15 protein-coding genes, 1 tRNA gene and 1 pseudogene are annotated in these 19,128 nt (G+C 40.2%); 11 read left to right on the plus strand and 6 right to left on the minus strand.

The features are described from left to right. The first annotated feature begins 59 nt into the window (after positions 1-59). Positions 60-1,460 carry a recombinase family protein gene (locus U1E44_RS12955; RefSeq protein WP_322931519.1) on the plus strand — a complete coding sequence of 467 codons (1,401 nt, stop codon included), beginning with the start codon at positions 60-62 and terminating at the stop codon, positions 1,458-1,460. Here the strand turns inward: U1E44_RS12955 and U1E44_RS12960 are convergent. Further along, positions 1,426-1,499, minus strand: a tRNA-Arg gene (locus U1E44_RS12960). The genes U1E44_RS12955 and U1E44_RS12960 overlap by 35 nt on opposite strands. Before the next feature lie 162 nt (positions 1,500-1,661). Here U1E44_RS12960 and U1E44_RS12965 point away from each other — a divergent pair. Further along, positions 1,662-2,171, plus strand: a complete 510-nt coding sequence (locus tag U1E44_RS12965) for an adenine phosphoribosyltransferase (protein ID WP_322931520.1) — start codon at positions 1,662-1,664, stop codon at positions 2,169-2,171. Here the strand turns inward: U1E44_RS12965 and U1E44_RS12970 are convergent. After that, positions 2,168-2,320: a hypothetical protein gene (locus U1E44_RS12970; protein WP_322931521.1), complete on the minus strand. Its 153-nt coding sequence runs from the start codon at positions 2,318-2,320 to the stop codon at positions 2,168-2,170. The genes U1E44_RS12965 and U1E44_RS12970 overlap by 4 nt on opposite strands. A gap of 522 nt (positions 2,321-2,842) precedes the next feature. Here U1E44_RS12970 and U1E44_RS12975 point away from each other — a divergent pair. After that, complete coding sequence (locus U1E44_RS12975) at positions 2,843-3,778, plus strand: calcium/sodium antiporter (protein WP_322931522.1); 936 nt, start codon at positions 2,843-2,845, stop codon at positions 3,776-3,778. 54 nt (positions 3,779-3,832) lie between these two features. Here the strand turns inward: U1E44_RS12975 and U1E44_RS12980 are convergent, their stop codons facing one another. Further along, positions 3,833-4,849 carry a glutamine synthetase beta-grasp domain-containing protein gene (locus U1E44_RS12980; protein WP_322931523.1) on the minus strand — a complete coding sequence of 339 codons (1,017 nt, stop codon included), beginning with the start codon at positions 4,847-4,849 and terminating at the stop codon, positions 3,833-3,835. 209 nt (positions 4,850-5,058) lie between these two features. Between U1E44_RS12980 and U1E44_RS12985 the strand changes: the two genes are divergently transcribed. The 6 genes from U1E44_RS12985 to pyrF all read left to right on the plus strand — a co-directional run bounded on the left by U1E44_RS12985 (position 5,059) and on the right by pyrF (position 12,378). After that, positions 5,059-7,245 carry a glutamine synthetase III family protein gene (locus U1E44_RS12985; RefSeq protein WP_322931524.1) on the plus strand — a complete coding sequence of 729 codons (2,187 nt, stop codon included), beginning with the start codon at positions 5,059-5,061 and terminating at the stop codon, positions 7,243-7,245. 348 nt (positions 7,246-7,593) lie between these two features. Next, entirely contained in the window at positions 7,594-8,772 is a 1,179-nt protein-coding gene (locus U1E44_RS12990) for an AIR synthase related protein (RefSeq protein ID WP_322931525.1), read from the plus strand. 59 nt (positions 8,773-8,831) lie between these two features. Continuing rightward, complete coding sequence (locus U1E44_RS12995; RefSeq protein ID WP_322931526.1) at positions 8,832-9,272, plus strand: QcrA and Rieske domain-containing protein; 441 nt, start codon at positions 8,832-8,834, stop codon at positions 9,270-9,272. Between the two features lie 29 nt (positions 9,273-9,301). Further along, positions 9,302-10,303 carry an FAD:protein FMN transferase gene (locus U1E44_RS13000; RefSeq protein ID WP_322931527.1) on the plus strand — a complete coding sequence of 334 codons (1,002 nt, stop codon included), beginning with the start codon at positions 9,302-9,304 and terminating at the stop codon, positions 10,301-10,303. Positions 10,304-10,449: 146 nt separating this feature from the next. Further along, the gene (gene prfA, locus U1E44_RS13005) at positions 10,450-11,526 is read left to right on the plus strand and encodes a peptide chain release factor 1 (RefSeq protein WP_322931528.1); all 1,077 of its coding nucleotides are present in this window, start codon (positions 10,450-10,452) and stop codon (positions 11,524-11,526) included. A 30-nt stretch (positions 11,527-11,556) separates the two neighbouring features. After that, complete coding sequence (pyrF, locus tag U1E44_RS13010; RefSeq protein ID WP_322931529.1) at positions 11,557-12,378, plus strand: orotidine-5'-phosphate decarboxylase; 822 nt, start codon at positions 11,557-11,559, stop codon at positions 12,376-12,378. Between the two features lie 4 nt (positions 12,379-12,382). On the opposite strand, the gene U1E44_RS13015 is transcribed toward pyrF, so the two are convergent. Then, on the minus strand, positions 12,383-12,577 hold the full coding sequence (locus U1E44_RS13015) for a hypothetical protein (RefSeq protein WP_322931530.1): 195 nt from the start codon (positions 12,575-12,577) through the stop codon (positions 12,383-12,385). A 214-nt stretch (positions 12,578-12,791) separates the two neighbouring features. Here U1E44_RS13015 and U1E44_RS13020 point away from each other — a divergent pair, with 214 nt between their 5' ends. Further along, positions 12,792-13,574 (plus strand): alpha/beta fold hydrolase, encoded by a 783-nt coding sequence (locus tag U1E44_RS13020; protein WP_322931531.1) that lies wholly within the window; start codon positions 12,792-12,794, stop codon positions 13,572-13,574. 318 nt (positions 13,575-13,892) lie between these two features. Here U1E44_RS13020 and U1E44_RS13025 read toward each other — a convergent pair whose 3' ends face one another. Both U1E44_RS13025 and purU read right to left on the minus strand, forming a co-directional pair. Then, positions 13,893-14,594 carry a DUF4197 domain-containing protein gene (locus U1E44_RS13025; RefSeq protein WP_322931532.1) on the minus strand — a complete coding sequence of 234 codons (702 nt, stop codon included), beginning with the start codon at positions 14,592-14,594 and terminating at the stop codon, positions 13,893-13,895. A gap of 51 nt (positions 14,595-14,645) precedes the next feature. Continuing rightward, a complete protein-coding gene (purU, locus tag U1E44_RS13030) occupies positions 14,646-15,497 on the minus strand; it encodes a formyltetrahydrofolate deformylase (protein WP_322931533.1) in 852 nt (283 codons plus the stop codon). Positions 15,498-15,640: 143 nt separating this feature from the next. Here purU and U1E44_RS16810 point away from each other — a divergent pair. Further along, positions 15,641-19,113: pseudogene (locus U1E44_RS16810) on the plus strand (methylmalonyl-CoA mutase family protein). Positions 19,114-19,128 lie beyond the last annotated feature (15 nt).

A 19,128-nucleotide genomic window follows, 5' to 3' on the forward strand; every position in this document is an offset into this window, starting at 1 on the left:
AATCGATTTTAAGCAACTAGTTTAAACGGCTCACTTTCATCCGGCGCACATGGCTCAATTTGACCGGCGCATCCAATGAGCGTAGGGAATTCCAAAAAATGCTGAACTATGTTAAAAGAAGAAAGAACATTGGTTATATCATTGTCTATTCCTACGACAGGTTTTCAAGAACGGGCGCGAACGGCGCGTATATAAGCGGGCAACTAAAAAAACAGGGAGTAGCCGTGATTTCGGCCACTCAAGAAATCGATGTGACCACTAGTGCCGGTACGTTTCAGGAAAATCTTTTTCATATGTTTTCCCACTTCGACAACCAAATCCGTAGGGATAAATCCATTACCGGCATGCAGGAAAAGTTACGAAGGGGATACTGGACGGGAGCCTACCCATTTGGGTACACCAATACAAATCCGGGAAAAGGTAAGATTCCGAACTTCGTGATTACGGAAAAAGGAAGATTACTGAAGCAAGCCTTTTTATGGAAAGCGAACGCTAATATGTCCCACGTTGAAATTGCAAAACGCATCAAAGAAAAGGGCTTAAACATTCACGCTAAAAATCTTACCGACCTTTTTAGAAATCCTTTCTATTGTGGACTTATCGTCAACAGTTTAATTCCAGGAGAGGTAATTCAGGGAAAACATGAAGCCCTTATTTCAAAGAAGGTTTTTCTAAAAATACATAATTTCCTTCACGCAGGTGACACGCCCAAGAAATATTCGTTCGATGATGAAAATCTTCCTTTAAAAATGTTTGTGAAGTCCTCGGTCTGCGGAACACCTTATACCGGATTTATTGTAAAGAAAAAGGGTCTGTATTATTACAAAAACAGGCGTAAGGGAAGCAAGGAAAACAGAAGTGCCAAAAAGCTTCATGCAGAATTTTTAAATCTATTGGAGAGGTTTAAAATAGCCGATAAAAAGTATATCGAACCATTGACCGACATAATTCACGACACCTTGATAGATAAAAATCAAGAGGCACTTGACGATCAAAAGCGATTGACCAAAGAACTCGACCAGCTCGAAGAACGGATAAATACTTTGGAAAGAAGATTCGTTGTACTGAACGAAATTACAAAGTCCCAGTACGAACTTTTTATGCCGGAACTAAAAAGCAAACAAAGGGAATTGGAGACAAAATTGGAAAGTGGGGGAATCAATAGTTCAAACCTTAAAAAATCGGTAAAAATGGCTCTTGATTACGCCTGTAACTTGCCTTCTTTGTGGGAGTTAGGTAATTTAGAAACTAAGAGAGCCATACAATATATGGTATTCCCTGACGGGATTGAGTATGACTTCAAAAAGAAGCTAGTTCAAACTTTTCGAGTTAATGAAATTTTTAATGCAATCTCCTCATTTTCAGGGAATTTGAAGGAAATTGAAAAGGGGACTTTCCACTCGATTTGTAGAAAATCCCCTTTAGTGACCTCGACAGGATTCAAACCTGTAACCTTCTGAGCCGTAATCAGATGCGCTATTCAGTTGCGCCACGAGGCCTAAACTTTTTTGGTTAGCTTCTATTTATATGTATAACGATAAAGAATACTATTTTTACTATATTTCAGAAAAAAGAAATAGAAACCAAGCCTACTTTTCTATGAATGGGGTGCAAATATATTTCTTTTTACTTTTAACGCAAAATAACCGCAAGCAAAATAAATGGAATTTAAGAACTTCATCAGAGATATAAACGACTTTCCAAAAGAAGGTATAGTATTTAAGGATATAACACCGTTGCTAAAAGATGCTACCGTTTTCAAAAAGACCGCATTGGCGCTTCAAGATCTTATTACAGAAAGGGTAGATAAGGTAGTAGGCATAGAAAGTAGGGGATTTATTTTTGCGCCTATATTGGCTATGTACTTAGACGCAGGTTTTATTCCCGTCCGTAAAAAAGGGAAATTACCGGCTAAGGTGGTGAGCCAATCTTATGCCTTGGAGTATGGAGCTGATCGTATTGAAATTCATTCAGACAGTATTCAGAAAGGAGATAGGGTTCTTGTTCATGACGATGTTTTGGCTACCGGAGGTACGGCACATGCGGTTTGCGAGCTCGTTGAAAAATTAGGAGGGCACATTGTGCAATGCAATTTTTTAATTGAGTTACATGCGCTTAATGGACGTAAAAACCTTGAAAAATATAGTATAAAAGCACTTGTAAAGTATTAATCCAGCGCATTTTTTGTAATAAAATACCGCCAGCCAATGATGGCTAATTGCCATTTTGAAGCTCGGGAAAGATCGAATTGCTTTTTAGAAAAAGAAGGAACTATTTTTTTATTGAGAAAAGCTAAAAATCGAAATAACTTTCGTTTCACTGTTTTTGTGTATTGTGATATCGGAAAGGATTAGGAACTAGTTTTAAAAGAACAGTACCAATAAAGAAATCAATAAATAAAATAAAATTTTTGCAATTTCTAACATGAAATATCAATTTAAAAAAAGAGGGGTGCCAACCAAGGCTAAGATAAGCTATCGTATTTAATTTTTGAAGTAATTCTACAAAAAAGTACAAATAGAATTTAGTCGCCATACAATCGATGTTCGCAACCTTCAAAAACAACAAAAAAGAGGGTCTCAAAAACAAAAATGATGGTCTCTATAACCCATGGCTGATATCGTGCGCTAAAAAATGAATTACTAAATCATAATTGGACGTCATAGATTATGGATTACATCGGGGCTATAGTGAAATGGATATATCTGTTGTAATCGCAATCATTCGAGTGGATTCCTCGCGGCTAAAACTTTTAGTTTATCACGCAAAAAAAATCATTTCTTAAAATGAGTAAAATGTTGACTTTTGTAGCCTTGCCTATTTATATTTACAAAAACAATCCATGCAAGACATTCTTTTTATTTTATTGGGATTAGGCTTATTAATTCTAGGCGGTAATTGGCTTTTAAAATCCGCCGTTGCACTTTCTTTGTCCTTGAATATTCCGAAAATAGTGATTGGAATGACCGTAGTTTCCTTTGCTACCTCAGCTCCCGAACTTATTGTTAGTGCCAAGGCTGCATTAAATGGGTATCCCGATTTGGCGTTGGGTAATGTGGTAGGGTCTAATATTGCGAATTTGGGCCTGGTATTGGGGGTTACCTTATTGTTGGGTAGCATTGAGGTGCGACCCGCATTTTATAAGATAGACTGGCCGGTGCTTATGTTGGCTTCCTTGCTATTTTTTGTCTTTCTTTATTTTGATGGCGAAATACAGCAATATGAAGGTATCATTTTGGTGGTAGCCTTGTTCTTATTTTTGGTTTTTTTGCTCCGCTTTCAAAAAACCGCTGTTTTAGACGAGGTAGTTGAAGATACGGTGCTGCCATTCTACAAAACCGTTTTGTTTTTGGGTTTGGGTGGTTTGGCTCTTTGGGGAGGATCGGAATTGCTCATAGACGGAGCAGTGGGTATGGCTGCCGCATTTGGTGTGTCTGATAGGGTTATTGGGATCACTGTGGTTTCTATTGGAACCAGCATACCGGAATTGGCCTCGTCTTCTATAGCCATGCTAAAGAAGGAAAAGGCAATTTCCTTGGGCAACCTTATAGGTTCTAATATTTTTAACCTGTTAGCTGTGTTAGGAATTACCGCAATCATTACTCCTATTAGGGTGGCAGACAGACAATTACTGGATAGCGATATTTTCTGGATGTTGGGAATCTCCTTTCTTATTTTGCCTTTGGTATTTTTTCCTAAAGGCCTCCGACTGGGATGGCGAGATGGGCTTGTTCTTCTTTCGGTCTATTCTTTTTTTGTGTACTTTACCGTCGCATAAAAAAAAGGCTCCTTCTTAGGAGCCTTTTTGTGTAGAATTTTTGATTGTAGTACCTTATAGTTTAGCCGATTTTACGGTTTTTATAATACGTCCTGCAATTTTATACGGATCACCGTTAGAGGCTGGTCTTCTGTCTTCTAACCAACCTTTCCAACCACTTTCTACCGTGGCAATCGGAATTCGTATAGAAGCACCTCTATCGGAAATACCGTAGCTAAAATCATGAATAGATGCAGTTTCATGCAGGCCCGTCAATCGCTGGTCGTTAAATTCACCATATACGGCAATGTGCTCCTTAACAACAGGGCGGAAAGCTTCACATATTTTTTCATACACCGCTTTAGATCCTGCTGTACGCAACGTACTGTTCGAGAAATTAGCGTGCATTCCAGATCCATTCCAGTCCATATCCTTGCCTAACGGTTTTGGGTGATATTCTATATAATAGCCATACTGTTCCGTCAATCGATCTAATAAGTACCGTGCTACCCACAATTCATCTCCAGCCAATTTTCCGCCTTTAGCAAAAAGCTGAAATTCCCACTGCCCACAAGCAACCTCTTGGTTAATACCCTCAAAGTTAAGACCGGCAGCAATGCACAAATCGGCATGTTCCTCTACCAATTCCCGACCATGAGTGTTTTTTCCACCTACCGAACAATAGTAAAGGCCTTGGGGAGCCGGGTAACCACCTACCGGAAAACCTAAAGGCAACTGGGTAGCTGTATCCATTATAAAATATTCTTGTTCAAAACCGAACCAGAAATCGTTATCATCATCATCTATTGAAGCCCTTCCATTAGAAGGATGCGGCGTACCGTCTGCATTTAAAACTTCTGTCATTACTAAATACCCGTTACTTCGTGCGGGATCCGGGAAAATGGCAACCGGCTTAAGCAAACAATCCGAAGAACCACCTTCTGCCTGTCTCGTAGAGCTTCCGTCGAAAGACCACATGGGGCAATCTTCTAATGTACCACCAAAGTTATTTACTACTTTGGTTTTGCTTCTCATGTTTTGGGTTGGGAAGTAACCATCCAACCAAATGTATTCTAACTTAGTTTTACTCATAATCAGGATTGTTAATATTTTTATTTTAAAAACAAACAAAAATATGTTTTTTGATGATTAATTGAAATTTTGAGAGGGGTAATCGTGTTAAAAGTATAAATTTTTTTTGTTACCCTTGAATTTTTAGGGGTCTGTTGAATAAAAAATATTTTTAGCGCAATAAATTATTAAATCCTTAATTTTGCCGTAAGAAATTAGATGATATACCCATGACCAGATTGCGTTTTGATGCTATTGCAGAAAGTTTTAAAAGAGAACGGATTACCGTTGAAGAAAAAGGAAGAAGATCCGAATTGTTTGGCACCAATGTGTTTAACGAACAGCGAATGTTGCAGTACCTAACCAAGGATGCCTTTGAAAGTGTTAAAGGCGCTATCTTATCGGGTTCTAAAATTGATAGAAAAATTGCCGATCAGGTTGCAGAATCTATGAAAGCATGGGCTATTTCCATGGGGGCTACGCATTATACCCATTGGTTTCAGCCGCTTACCGGTAGTACTGCCGAAAAACATGATGCTTTTTTCGATTTGTTGCCTAATGGGGCTGCTTTGGAAAAATTTGGCGGCGGTCAGTTGGTGCAACAAGAACCGGATGCCTCGAGTTTTCCAAGCGGAGGTATCAGAAATACTTTTGAGGCCAGAGGATATACGGCTTGGGATCCCACATCGCCCGCTTTTATATATGGTACTACACTCTGTATTCCTACTATTTTTGTTTCGTATACCGGGGAGGCATTGGATAATAAAGCACCCCTACTTAGGGCGTTGAGTTGTATAGATGAGGCCGCTACCGCCGTTGCTCGGTATTTTGATAAAAATGTTTCTAAGGTCAATGCTACTTTAGGTTGGGAACAGGAGTACTTTTTAGTAGATAAAGCCTTGGCCTATTCTCGTCCCGATATTGTTTTAACAGGTCGCACTTTAATCGGGCATTCAGCTGCTAAGGGGCAGCAACTAGACGATCATTATTTTGGAGTAATACCGGGTCGCGTATTAAGTTTTATGAGCGATTTGGAAAAAGAATGTACCAAACTGGGCATTCCGGTAAAAACCCGGCATAACGAAGTGGCTCCCAATCAGTTTGAGTTGGCACCTGTTTTTGAAGAAGCTAATTTGGCGGTAGATCATAATTCGCTGCTCATGGATGTCATGGAAAAAATTGCGGATAAGCACAGTTTTAAAGTGCTTTTTCATGAAAAACCATTTGCAAATATCAACGGTTCGGGGAAACATAACAATTGGTCTTTGGCTACAGATACCGGGGTTAATTTGCTGAGTCCCGGGACAACACCCATGAAAAACCTTCAATTCTTGACCTTTTTTATCAATACCTTAAAGGCCGTAGACACTTATGAGGAACTGTTGCGTTCTTCCATAGCATCGGCGAGTAACGATCACCGACTGGGGGCAAATGAAGCGCCACCAGCCATTTTTTCTATATTTATAGGAAAACAATTGAGTAGTGTTTTAGACGAATTGGAAGGGGTTTCTCAAGGAAAGTTATCACCCGAAGAAAAGACAGAGCTAAAGTTAAATGTAGTAGGCAAAATTCCCGAAATTCTTCAAGACAACACCGATCGTAATCGTACTTCGCCCTTTGCTTTTACCGGAAATAAGTTTGAAATGCGTGGGGTTGGGTCCAAGACCAACTGTGCCAAACCCATGACGGTACTCAATACTATTGTAGCCAAGCAACTCATTGCTTTTAAAAAAGAAGTAGATGTGTTGATTGATAAAAAGAATCTTAAAAAGGACGAAGCCATTTTTAACGTACTCCGTGAATATATTAAGACGTGTAAACGCATACGATTTGAAGGCGATGGCTATAGCGACGATTGGGAAAAGGAGGCGAAGCGTAGAAAATTAAGCAACAACAAAACCACACCACAGGCGCTGCAAATACTTACATCCAAGGAAACACTAGCGCTGTTTAAATCTATGAACGTGATGAGCGAGATAGAGGTAAAGGCGCGGCAGGAGGTAGAATTGGAAACCTACATTTTTCAACTTCAAATAGAAGGGCGAGTTTTTAACGAATTGGTATATAATCATATCATTCCGGCAGCGGTGGCTTACCAAAATAACTTGATCACTAATGTGAATGGGTTAAAAGAGATTTATGGTGCGGCACATAAGAAAATGTCCGATGCGCAATTAGGCATTATCGAGCAAATAAGCGAACACCTTGCCATACTGAAAAAGAATACAGATGCCATGACCGATGCCCGTAAGGCGGCCAATGTGTTAACCGATAGTCATAAAAAAGCCTTTGCATACTGCGAGAATGTAAAACCTTATTTTGACGAAATTCGATACCACTGCGATAAATTGGAACAGTTGGTAGATAATCAACTATGGCCGTTAACCAAGTATAGAGAACTTCTATTGATTAAATAAACAAAGTCCAATCTAAAGATTCCCCGACCCTTGGGTGGGGGTTTCCTATTTACCTCTCCTTTGGAGAGGTCGGAACTGCCTTTTTGCAGTTCCGGGTGAGGTAAAATACAAAATTTCGGCTTTTGGTCTAAAGGCCAAAATGAAACTGGCGAAACCCGTACTGAGCGAAGTAGAAGTATACCCCTGTGGCTTACCTCGGGGATGGTCAGTTTCAAGAAATTTTTTATCAGGGTTTCCGGCCCTTTTAAAAGTAGCCTTTGGGATGTTTATAAAAAAAAGGAACTATAAAAGCACATAAAACCAAGACTTTTTCTGGCGATTCGTATATTTTTGCATCAAACTTAAACAATGGGGGCAACCAATAGCGATCGATATAACCAAAGAGGAGTCTCGGCTTCAAAGGAAGATGTGCATAAGGCCATAAAAAATTTAGACAAAGGGCTATATCCTAAAGCTTTTTGTAAAATTGTTCCGGATTATCTTACCCAAGACGAAGACTATTGCCTTGTAATGCATGCAGACGGGGCCGGAACGAAATCGTCTCTGGCGTATGTGTATTGGAAAGAAACGGGCGACGTATCGGTCTGGAAAGGGATTGCCCAAGATGCCCTTGTAATGAATCTGGATGACCTCATTTGTGTGGGTGCTACGGATCATATTATGTTGTCTTCAACGATTGGTCGAAATAAAAACAAAATTCCGGGTGAGGTTATTTCCGCTATTATTGAGGGTACTGAAGAGTTGATCGCAGACTTAAAAAAGCACAACATCAACATCTATGCAACAGGAGGTGAAACCGCAGATGTAGGGGATTTAGTGCGAACCATTATTGTAGATTCTACCGTTACCGCTCGGCTAAAAAGAACCGATGTTATTGACAACGCTAAAATTGCCGACGGCGATGTTATTGTGGGTCTTGCATCCTATGGTCAGGCCACTTACGAATACGGATACAACGGTGGTATGGGCAGTAATGGCCTCACTTCGGCCCGCCATGATGTGTTTTCAAAAGATACCGCCTTGAAGTATCCGGAAAGTTATGACCCCGGGGTACCGGAAGAATTAATTTATTCCGGAAAAATGGGCGTAACCGATGCCGTAGCGAATAGTCCTTTAGATGCCGGAAAGCTGGTGTTATCGCCAACTCGGACGTATGCACCCATTGTTAAAAAAGTATTGGATAGCTGTGGCGTAAAATCTATTCACGGCATGGTACATTGCAGTGGTGGGGCACAGACCAAGATTCTTCATTTTGTGGAACATTTACATGTTGTAAAGGATCATTTATTTCCAATACCTCCATTATTTCAATTAATTCAGGAACAATCCGGTACAGACTGGAAAGAAATGTATCAGGTTTTTAATTGCGGCCATCGCTTAGAATTCTATGTGCAACCCGATGTAGCTCAGGATATTATAGAAATTTCAAAGTCATTTCATGTAGATGCACAAATAGTAGGTAGGGTAGAAGCGGCTCCTAACAAAAAACTGACTATAAAGAGCCCTTACGGTACTTTTCACTATTAAAACATACGAATTCCCTGAATCCGACGTTTTTTATTAGGTATCCCAATTAGTACTTAGCTATGGAAAGAAAGGAATTTTTACGGACTTTGGGGGCTGGAGCTGCATTTGCTTTAAGCTTTCCTTGTCTACAAGGCTGCTCAAAAGATGGTGTAAATGGTGAAATAGTACCGGTGCCAACGGGCATTGATTTTACGATTGATTTAAGTACCGCCGAGGGTGCCAAACTACAGAATAATGGCGATTTTATCCTTAAAGAATTGGTGGTCGTAGTTAAAAACCTTGAAGGCGAGTTTATAGCTGCTAGTCAGGTTTGTAGTCATGAAGCCTACGACCAAGTGAGGTTTTTAAAGGCTAATGGCGGATTTTTTCACTGTGATGTACATGGGTCGCGTTTTAGCCAATCCGGAGAACCGCTTAATCAGGTCGACAGCAAAATTCCCCGTCCTTTAAAAATGTTTCAAACAGAACTTACGGGGAACATCCTAAGAGTTTTTGAATAAGTTCCAAATCATTCTTTACGCCGCAGCACTTGAAGGTTTTTGTATCCATCATTATTGGTCTTTACCTTACGGCAACATGGTGTCAAGAAAACCCCTATATTTCCGTAAAAAGAAACTTTAGCATTTTTAAAACCGATTTTGAAATTACGGTGGTAACCAAAAATGAGGATATCGGCTATATTAATATTGAAGAAATAGTCTCAGAACTTCGAAGGGTAGAAAAATTAATAACCGCAGACCTTGAGGATTCCGAAGTTTCCCGAATTAATGCTAATGCCGGCGTACAACCGGTTAAAGTTAGCCCCGAGATTTTTAAACTAATCCAAAGAGCCATTCAGTTATCTCAACTTACCGACGGTGCTTTTGATATTACCGATGGGGTTTTAGACGATCTTTGGAGGTTTGATGGCAGCATCACCTATATGCCAACTAGTGCCGAAATAAATAGCCAACTAGACCGTGTCGGCTATCAAAAAATACAGATGAATGAGAAGGAACACACTGTTTTTTTGACCAAAAAAGGAATGCGTATCACTTTTGATTTTATGGGGATAGGCTATGCCATAGACAGCGCCAAGGAATTTATGGCTTCAAAAGGTGTCAAGGCTGGTTCTATTAAAGGCGGTACAATTATAGCCACATGGGGTACCAAGGCCACAGGCGATAAGTGGTTATTGGGGATTGCCAATCCAAATCCGATGCGATTGGAGCGCATTTTTTCATGGGTGCCTATTGTGGAATCTGCGGTCGCAACTTGTGGTAATAATGATGCGTTTATTACTTTTAACAACCTAAAATATGGTAGCAACATAGATCCACGTACCGGGTATCCGGCAATAGGCGTGCAAAACGTATCCGTTTTTGCAAAAAGTGCCGAATATTGCGCAGCCCTATCCAAGGCTATTGCGATATTGGGCATAACGCACGGTATGGCAATTATCAATCAGTTAGATGCCACCGAGGCCATTATAATTACCAATGACTATGCGTTGCACAAAAGCAAAGCGGTTAGCCTTCATAGTGCGCCATAATACGGGAAGCTCAGTGCAGCATCCTTTGCGCTAATTATAAACCGGAACACCTTCAAAAGCAATGTAAAATTCCATCTATCAAATACGATGGATTTGCGGTAATGTTCAAATTTATCGTAAATTCGCAGACTTAGGGAAGATTGCATATGTTAGAAAAATTAAATATTGTAAAACAACGTTTTGACGAGGTGTCAGATCTTATTATTCAACCTAAGATCATTTCCGATCAAAAACGATATGTACAGCTTAATAGAGAATACAAGGATCTAAAAGCGTTAATGGATAAGCGAGAGCGCTATTTAGAACTGACACAAAATATAAAGGAAGCAGAAGAAATTATAGCAGAAGGTAGCGATCCGGAAATGCTGGAAATGGCGAAGCTTCAAATAGAAGAATCTAAAGAAGGAATTCCAAAACTAGAAGAAGATATAAAGCTATTGCTCATTCCAAAGGATCCGGAAGATGCTAAGAATGTGGTGATGGAAATTAGAGCCGGAACAGGTGGAGATGAAGCCAGCATTTTTGCGGGCGATCTTTACCGAATGTATTCTAAATATTGCGAATCTAAAGGATGGCGCACCAATGTGATTGATTTAAGTGAAGGTACTAATGGTGGCTTTAAAGAAATACAATTTGAAATTACGGGCGAAGAAGTCTACGGTACACTAAAGTTTGAAGCCGGAGTGCACCGTGTGCAACGGGTGCCACAAACCGAAACTCAAGGCAGGATACACACCAGTGCTGCCACCGTAATGGTGCTTCCGGAGGCCGAAGAGTTTGATGTGCAGATAGATCCAAAAGAGGTGCGAATTGATTTTTTCTGTTCTTCAGGCCCTGGAGGACAATCCGTAAACACCACCTATTCTGCCGTGCGCCTTACCCATATTCCTACCGGTTTGGTAGCCCAATGTCAGGACGAAAAATCGCAACATAAAAATAAGGATAAGGCGTTTAAAGTTTTGCGTTCCCGATTGTACGATATTGAATTGGCTAAAAGGCAAGAAGAAGATGCAGCCAAGCGAAACTCGCAAGTAAGTAGTGGCGATCGCTCGGCGAAAATTAGAACCTACAATTATCCGCAAGGCAGGGTTACAGATCACCGAATTGGCCTTACCTTATACGATTTACAGAACATTTTGCAGGGCGATATTCAAAAAATAATAGAAGAATTGCGGTTGGTAGAAAATACCGAAAAATTAAGGGTGGCTTCAGAAACGTATTAAAGATTATCTTTTTTCAGCCAAAGACGCACTATGGATATAACGCATTTAGTAGCACAAATACATCAGAAAAAGTCATTTTTGTGCATTGGGTTAGACACAGATTTGGAAAAGGTGCCCGCACATATATTGGCAGAAGAAGATCCTATCTTTGCGTTTAACAAAGCTATTATTGATGCTACACATAGCTACTGTGTGGCCTATAAGCCAAACACTGCATTTTATGAAGCATATGGTTTAGCAGGTTGGCAATCGTTGGAAAAAACCATAGCGTACCTCAATACCTATTATCCAGAACAATTTACGATTGCTGATGCCAAAAGAGGGGATATTGGGAACACCTCTTCTCGATATGCCAAGGCATTTTTTGAAGAGATGGATTTTGATGCCATTACGGTAGCCCCCTATATGGGACGCGATTCCGTAGAGCCTTTTTTAACCTTTAAAGATAAGTTTACCATTCTTTTGGCCTTAACCTCCAATGACGGGGCGTTCGATTTTCAGACTCAAATAGTGGGTACCACAGCGTTGTATAAACAGGTGTTACAAACGGCAATGTCGTATGCTAATTCGGAAAATTTAATGTTTGTAGTGGGAGCCACTAAGGCTTCTTTCTTGCGTGAAATTAGGCAAATAGTACCCGAAAATTTTTTATTAATTCCCGGTGTAGGGGCGCAAGGCGGCAGTTTAAAAGAAGTTTGCAATTATGGAATGAACCGGAATGTGGGACTATTGGTAAATTCATCCCGAGGTATTATATATGCGTCTTCCGGTGAAGATTTTGCAGAAATTGCGGCACTAAAAGCCATGGAGCTACAAACCGAAATGGCTTCGGTACTGGCTGAGATGGGTTAGGTGCTTAAAGCAAAGCGTCTAACATTGTTTTAATTTTTCTAGCCTTTGCTTCAAAAAAATCGCCCAATTGGGTGTTTTTGTATTGTGTACTCCCTGCCTTTTCAAAAAAGTTTTGATAAAGATGCTCTAAGATGCGTATCGCATTGCCATTTTTTTCTATAGAGGTTACGGCTCCTACCCTGCAATATTGATTTTCCATGATTTCTAAGGTGCTTCTTACAAAGATACGATCAAAATCAAGTTTTAGATTTTTGTCGGGTAGCGATACAACTAAAAATCAGGTTTTTCATCTTAATTTCTTGAGATACCTTCAAAAATGAAGCTGGTTATTGAAAAAATGGTAAAACCAAGCTTTCGTAAACCGAAGTTGGGTACTCTAAAAAAATAAATTACATTTATAAAAAAAACTGCTATTGCTTAGCTACACCACGCATCGGCACAACAACGCTATAAAATGGGTTACTTTTGTGCATGGCGCAGGAGGAAGTTCTTCTATATGGTATAAGCAAATCCGAGAATTTAAAAAATATTTTAATATTTTATTGCTGGATCTTCGCGGACATGGCAATTCTAAAATGCATCTTAAGGATGCCATGAATCATAAATACACGTTTAATTTCATTACTCAAGATATCGTGGAAGTTATAGATCACTTGGGGATTGAGAAATCACATTTTGTAGGTATTTCTTTGGGAACAATTTTGATACGGAATCTGGCAGAAAACCATCCTGAAAGGGTAGAGAGCATGGTGATGGGTGGGGCTATTATGAAGCTGAATTTGCGATCTCAGTTCTTGATGAAAATGGGCATTATTTTCAAATCGGTTGTACCTTATATTTGGCTGTACACCCTTTTTGCATTTGTAATTATGCCCAAAAAAAACCATAAAGAATCGCGCTCCCTGTTTGTGCGTGAGGCGAAGAAACTTTATCAGAAGGAATTTATGAGATGGTACGCACTTACCTCTGAAATTAATCCGTTACTTAGGTTGTTTAGGACTTTTGATATAAAAATACCGGCGCTTTACGTAATGGGCAGGGAAGATTATTTGTTTCTGCCAACCATCAAAAAAATAGCTTCACAAAGTGAGACTGCTGCCCTTGTGGTTGTAGAGAATTGCGGACATGTGGTAAACGTAGAACAGCCTCACGAGTTTAATAAAGTCGTAATACAGTATTTAATGCTACGTGCTTAAACAAAAAAACCGGTGCTCCCACCGGTTTTAAACTAACTAACTCAAAAACTACTAACTCAAACAATGCGTTGCAAAACTCTTATTTTTTAAGAGGATATAGGTTATCCTAATATTAGGAGTATGTTATTTTTATGCGATAATAGCACTTTAAATGCGTTTAAACATTCCCGTTATTCTGGTACTGGGCAAAATCGCAGACATCGGACACCATTGTAAAGGTGCTAATAAAGGCCTTTTGGGCTTGCTCCGAGGTCGTTTCCTTAAATAAGTAACGTGTACTATGTTAAAATATTGTGGTATGCAAAAGAAAATCATCAATTATTTGTCCTGCAACGCAAATATTTTTTTTAAGGTATCTGAGGTCCTCGCAGATATTTTAGTTCTAATTTCTTGTTCTTCTACAGCTATCATTGTAAATACTCCCTTTAAAGCCTCATTAGTTACATAATCTGTAAGATCGGGATTTACCGCAGTAGTCATCGGCAGGTTATTGTATCGTGTAATGAGATTATTCCAAATTTTATCTGCACCAACTTTGGTAAAGGAATTTTGAATAACCGGATTGAATTTGGCGTATAAATCGGTACTCGTAGCGCCAGATAAATATTGCGTGGCAGCATCATTGGGTCCCATTAAGATTTGCTTTGCGTCTGCAAACCCTATTCCTTTAACGGCATTCACAAAAATAGGAGTAGCTTCACTCACAGCGTCTTCCGCTGCTCGGTTAAGCACTTTTAGTCCTTCGTCGGCCAAATTGCCCAATCCAATACTCCGTAACGTGTTATCTACTTTTTGCAATTCATCGGGCAACATAATTTTAACCAATTCATTCCGAAAAAAACCATCGGGTTTGGTTAAGGTACTCACTTGTTTTTCGATACCCTGATTGAGAGCTTCTTTGAGTCCATTGGCGATTTCGGCATTGCCCAGACCGCCTTGCGGTAGTTGATTTACCACTTGTTGTAACTCGGAACATCCGGCTGCTTGTAAGATCAAAAGAAATAATAACATTTTTTTCATTGTGATGTGTTTAATGTGAAGATGTGCAAAACATCGATTAAGATTTTAGGGTTAGGAGAAAATGACGGTTTTATTGTTGTATACCATCGTCTTGCGTTGTATATGGAGTTTTACTGCTCTAGAAAGAACAATTTTTTCCAAATCTCGTCCTTTGGCAATAAAGTCTCCAATTTTGTGGGTATGCGATACCGTAGCGACATCTTGCTCAATAATGGGGCCAGCGTCCAATTCTTCGGTAACGTAATGACTGGTAGCACCAATAATTTTTACACCCCGTGCAAATGCCGCATGATATGGTTTTGCACCGGCAAAGGCCGGTAAGAAGGAATGATGAATGTTAATGATCTTGTTGGGATATTGTGCAATGACAGATGGCTGCACAATTTGCATATAGCGCGCCAAAACAATAAAATTAACCTGATGGTCCGCCAGTAATTTTAACTGTTGCTGTTCTGCCTCATATTGTGTATTCTTACTTACAGGAATGTGGAAAAACGGAATGCTAAATTGTGCGGCAATATATGCTAAATCACTGTGATTGCTTAGGATAAATGGAATTTCTACCTCAAGTTCGCCCGAGTGAAATCGGCTCAACAAATCGTACATGCAATGATTGTATTTGGATACAAAAAGTGCCATCCGTGGTTTTACGCCACTTAAATGCACACTCCATTCCATCTGATAGGGTACAGCTAGTTTTTTTTCAAACTCACGGGTAAAGAGCTCAACTGAGGGTAAATTTTGGTCAAAATCGCTTTCTAAGCGCATAAAGAACACATTGGCCTCTTTGTCTACATGCTGATCTAAATAAATAATATTGCCCCCCTTGGCATGAATGAAACTGGTTACCGTGCTGATGATTCCCGACTGATCGGGGCAATGGATAAGAATGGTCGTCTTCAAAACAACAAATTTAAAACGGTAAAAGTAAAATATTAAGATTCAAACGATTTACTATGGTAATATTTTTATAATATTCTAATTAATTGACTTATATCATTACGATTTTCGTAAATTGTATTGTAAAACAGACGGCATTATTAGCAATGAAACAATACCCTCCCTATACGCCAAAAAATAAAATTCGTCTGGTTACGGCAACGGCCTTGTTTGATGGACATGATGCGGCCATAAATATCATGCGTCGTATTTGTCAGGCTAGTGGTGCCGAGGTTATTCATTTAGGACATAACCGTAGCGCGGCAGAAGTGGTAGCATGTGCCATTCAGGAAGACGCAAACGCCATAGCGATTACCTCTTATCAAGGGGGTCATATGGAGTATTTTCGGTATATAAGGGATTTGTTGAATGCGCAAGGCGCAGGACACATACTCATCTTTGGTGGCGGTGGTGGTGTCATTTTGCCCAAGGAGATAAAGAAATTGATGCAGTATGGCATTACCCGCTTATATACCCCTGACGATGGCAGAACTTTGGGTTTACAAGGAATGATAAACGATATGCTTTCAACGGCCGATTTTCAATTGCCGAGTATTGAAAAGGCCGAAACTAAAATATGGCGTGCAGCACTACAAGCCAAGGACAGTCTTACCATTGCCAAAAGTATTTCGTTGGCAGAAAATAAGTATCATACATTTAAAACATTGTTTGATACCCTGCCAAAAACAGACAAAAACATACCTGTTTTGGGGGTAACCGGTACCGGAGGTGCCGGAAAATCGAGCCTGGTTGATGAACTGGTAAGACGCTTTTTATTTGATTTCCCTGAGAGAACCCTTGGAATTATTTCGGTAGATCCTACGAAAAAAAAATCGGGAGGGGCATTGTTGGCTGATAGGATACGGATGAATGCAATTAATACCTCAAAGGTGTACATGCGTTCTATGGCAACAAGGCAAGCTAATGCCGCCTTATCGCAACATGTGGATGCGGCAGTATCCGTTTTAAAACAAGCTGGTTTTGACCTTATAATTTTGGAAACCTCAGGTATAGGACAATCAGATACCGAAATTATAGCACATTGTGATGTGTCACTTTATGTAATGACGCCCGAATATGGTGCAGCTACGCAATTAGAAAAAGTTGATATGCTCGATTTTGCCGATGTGGTAGCCATTAACAAATTTGATAAAAAGGGAGCCGAAGACGCCCTAAAGGATGTGAAAAAGCAATACGGCAGAAACCACATGCTGTGGGAGGCGAATACTGATGAATTCCCAATTTTTGGCACTATCGCTTCCCGATTCAATGACTTGGGCACCAGTGCGCTTTACAAAACAATACTCCAAAAATTAACGAATAAAACGGGCATACCCCATACTTCACAGCACCAATGGCAGCAAGAGGATACCGACGATGCAGTGGTTATTCCCGCCCCTAGAGTACGGTATTTATCGGAAATCGTAGAAACGCTTAAAGCCTACGATACATCCGCTACTATGCAAAGTGCAATAGCGCAAAGGTTATACGGTATATATCAAACCTTGCTTGCACTGGCAGAAGTGCCACTGCTTCGTGCGGATAAGGATAGCAATGGGCATCCGTTTTTATCGTTATCGGGCCTTGATGAAGAAGCACTCCTTGGGTATAAAGCATGGGGCGATAAGGACGTTGTGCTACGCCATTTGGTTTGCGAATTTGAGAAGCATTTAGCGCAACTACAACCTGAACATTGGGAATTAATAGTACAGTGGCACACTAAAGTTAAAACCTATAAAGAAGCAGTTTATGAATATAAGGTTCGAAAAAAACTATTCGGTTACCCACCTATTCTACGACCTTATCAGATGTAAACATACCTAAAATAGCACTTCCCAAGTATCGCGCTTGGGGCGATCTTTTGCTGTGGCAACTTCGGGAAAATGTGCCCGGCGAGTTTCCTTATACTGCCGGATTATATCCCCTAAAGCGCAGCGGAGAAGATCCGACAAGGATGTTTGCCGGCGAGGGTGGTCCGGAGCGTACCAATTGTCGTTTTCACTATCTGAGTTTTGAAGCACCTGCAACACGGTTATCAACAGCTTTTGATTCTGTAACACTTTATGGTCACGACCCGGATGTACGTCCGGATATCTACGGAAAAATTGGAAATGCGGGCGTATCTATTTGCTGTTTGGACGACGCCAAAAAGCTTTACAGTGGTTTTGATCTGCTTGATTCCATGACTTCGGTTAGCATGACGATCAATGGCCCTGCACCTATTATGCTCGGATTTTTTCTGAATGCGGCGATAGATCAGCAGTGCGAAAAGTATATCAAAGCACATTAGTTAGAAGAAACAGTACACGCTAAAATAAAGAACAGGTATGAAGACAAAGCACTTCAAAAGCCTTGCTATAAAGGAGCGCTTCCCAAGGGACATAACGGATTGGGATTATTGCTTTTAGGGATTACCGGAGATGAGGTATTGCCCGCTGAGGTGTATAGTAAAATAAAGCAAGAAACCTTACGAAAGGTTCGGGGCACGATCCAGGCCGATATTTTAAAGGAAGATCAAGCACAGAATACCTGTATTTATGCCACAGAATTTGCATTGCGGTTAATGGCCGATGTACAAGCGTATTTTATAGCAGAAAAAGTACGTAATTTTTATTCAGTTTCTATTTCGGGCTATCATATAGCCGAAGCCGGTGCCAATTCTATTTCTCAATTGGCGTTCACCTTATCAAACGGGTTTACGTATGTGGAATATTACCTGCATCGGGGTATGGAAATTGACGATTTTGGCCCTAATCTGTCGTTCTTTTTTTCCAATGGCATCGATCCGGAATACGCAGTTATTGGCCGTGTAGCCCGAAGGATTTGGGCTAAGGCCATGAAGCTGAAATACGGTGCTGGAGCGCGTACGCAAATGCTTAAATACCATATACAGACCTCTGGCTGTAGTCTTCATGCACAGGAAATTGATTTTAATGATATCCGAACTACCTTGCAGGCCTTATATGCTATTTATGATAATTGTAACTCCCTGCATACCAACGCATACGATGAGGCGATAACCACACCCACAGAGGCATCGGTGCGAAGGGCGATGGCCATTCAGTTAATTATTAATAAAGAATTTGGTCTCACTAAAAACGAAAATCCGTTACAAGGATCTTTTATTATTGAAGAACTCACAGATTTGGTAGAGGAAGCCGTGCTTTTAGAATTTGATCGTATCACAGCCCGCGGTGGTGTACTGGGCGCTATGGAAACCATGTACCAGCGCTCTAAAATTCAAGAAGAAAGTCTAACTTACGAAAATGCAAAGCATAGCGGGGCTTATCCCATAGTTGGGGTCAATACCTTTTTAAGTAGTAAGGGTTCTCCAACTCAAATGCCGGAGGAGGTAATTAGAGCTACTGAAGAAGAGAAAAAAGCACAAATTAGTACCTTGCAAAACCTACATAAGGCCTATGCAAAAGAACAACAAGAATTTCTTTTAGACTTGCAACAGCTTTTGCCTTTAAAGCAAAATAGTTTTGAAAAGCTAATGGAAGCTACCAAGGTTTGTTCTTTGGGGCAAATTACCAAAACTCTCTTTGAAGTTGGGGGGCAATACCGACGAAATATGTAAAGTTAAACGTGTAGC

The sequence above is a fragment of the Aurantibrevibacter litoralis genome (assembly GCF_034651555.1).
GTDB classification, from domain to species: Bacteria; Bacteroidota; Bacteroidia; order Flavobacteriales; family Flavobacteriaceae; genus Aurantibrevibacter; species Aurantibrevibacter litoralis.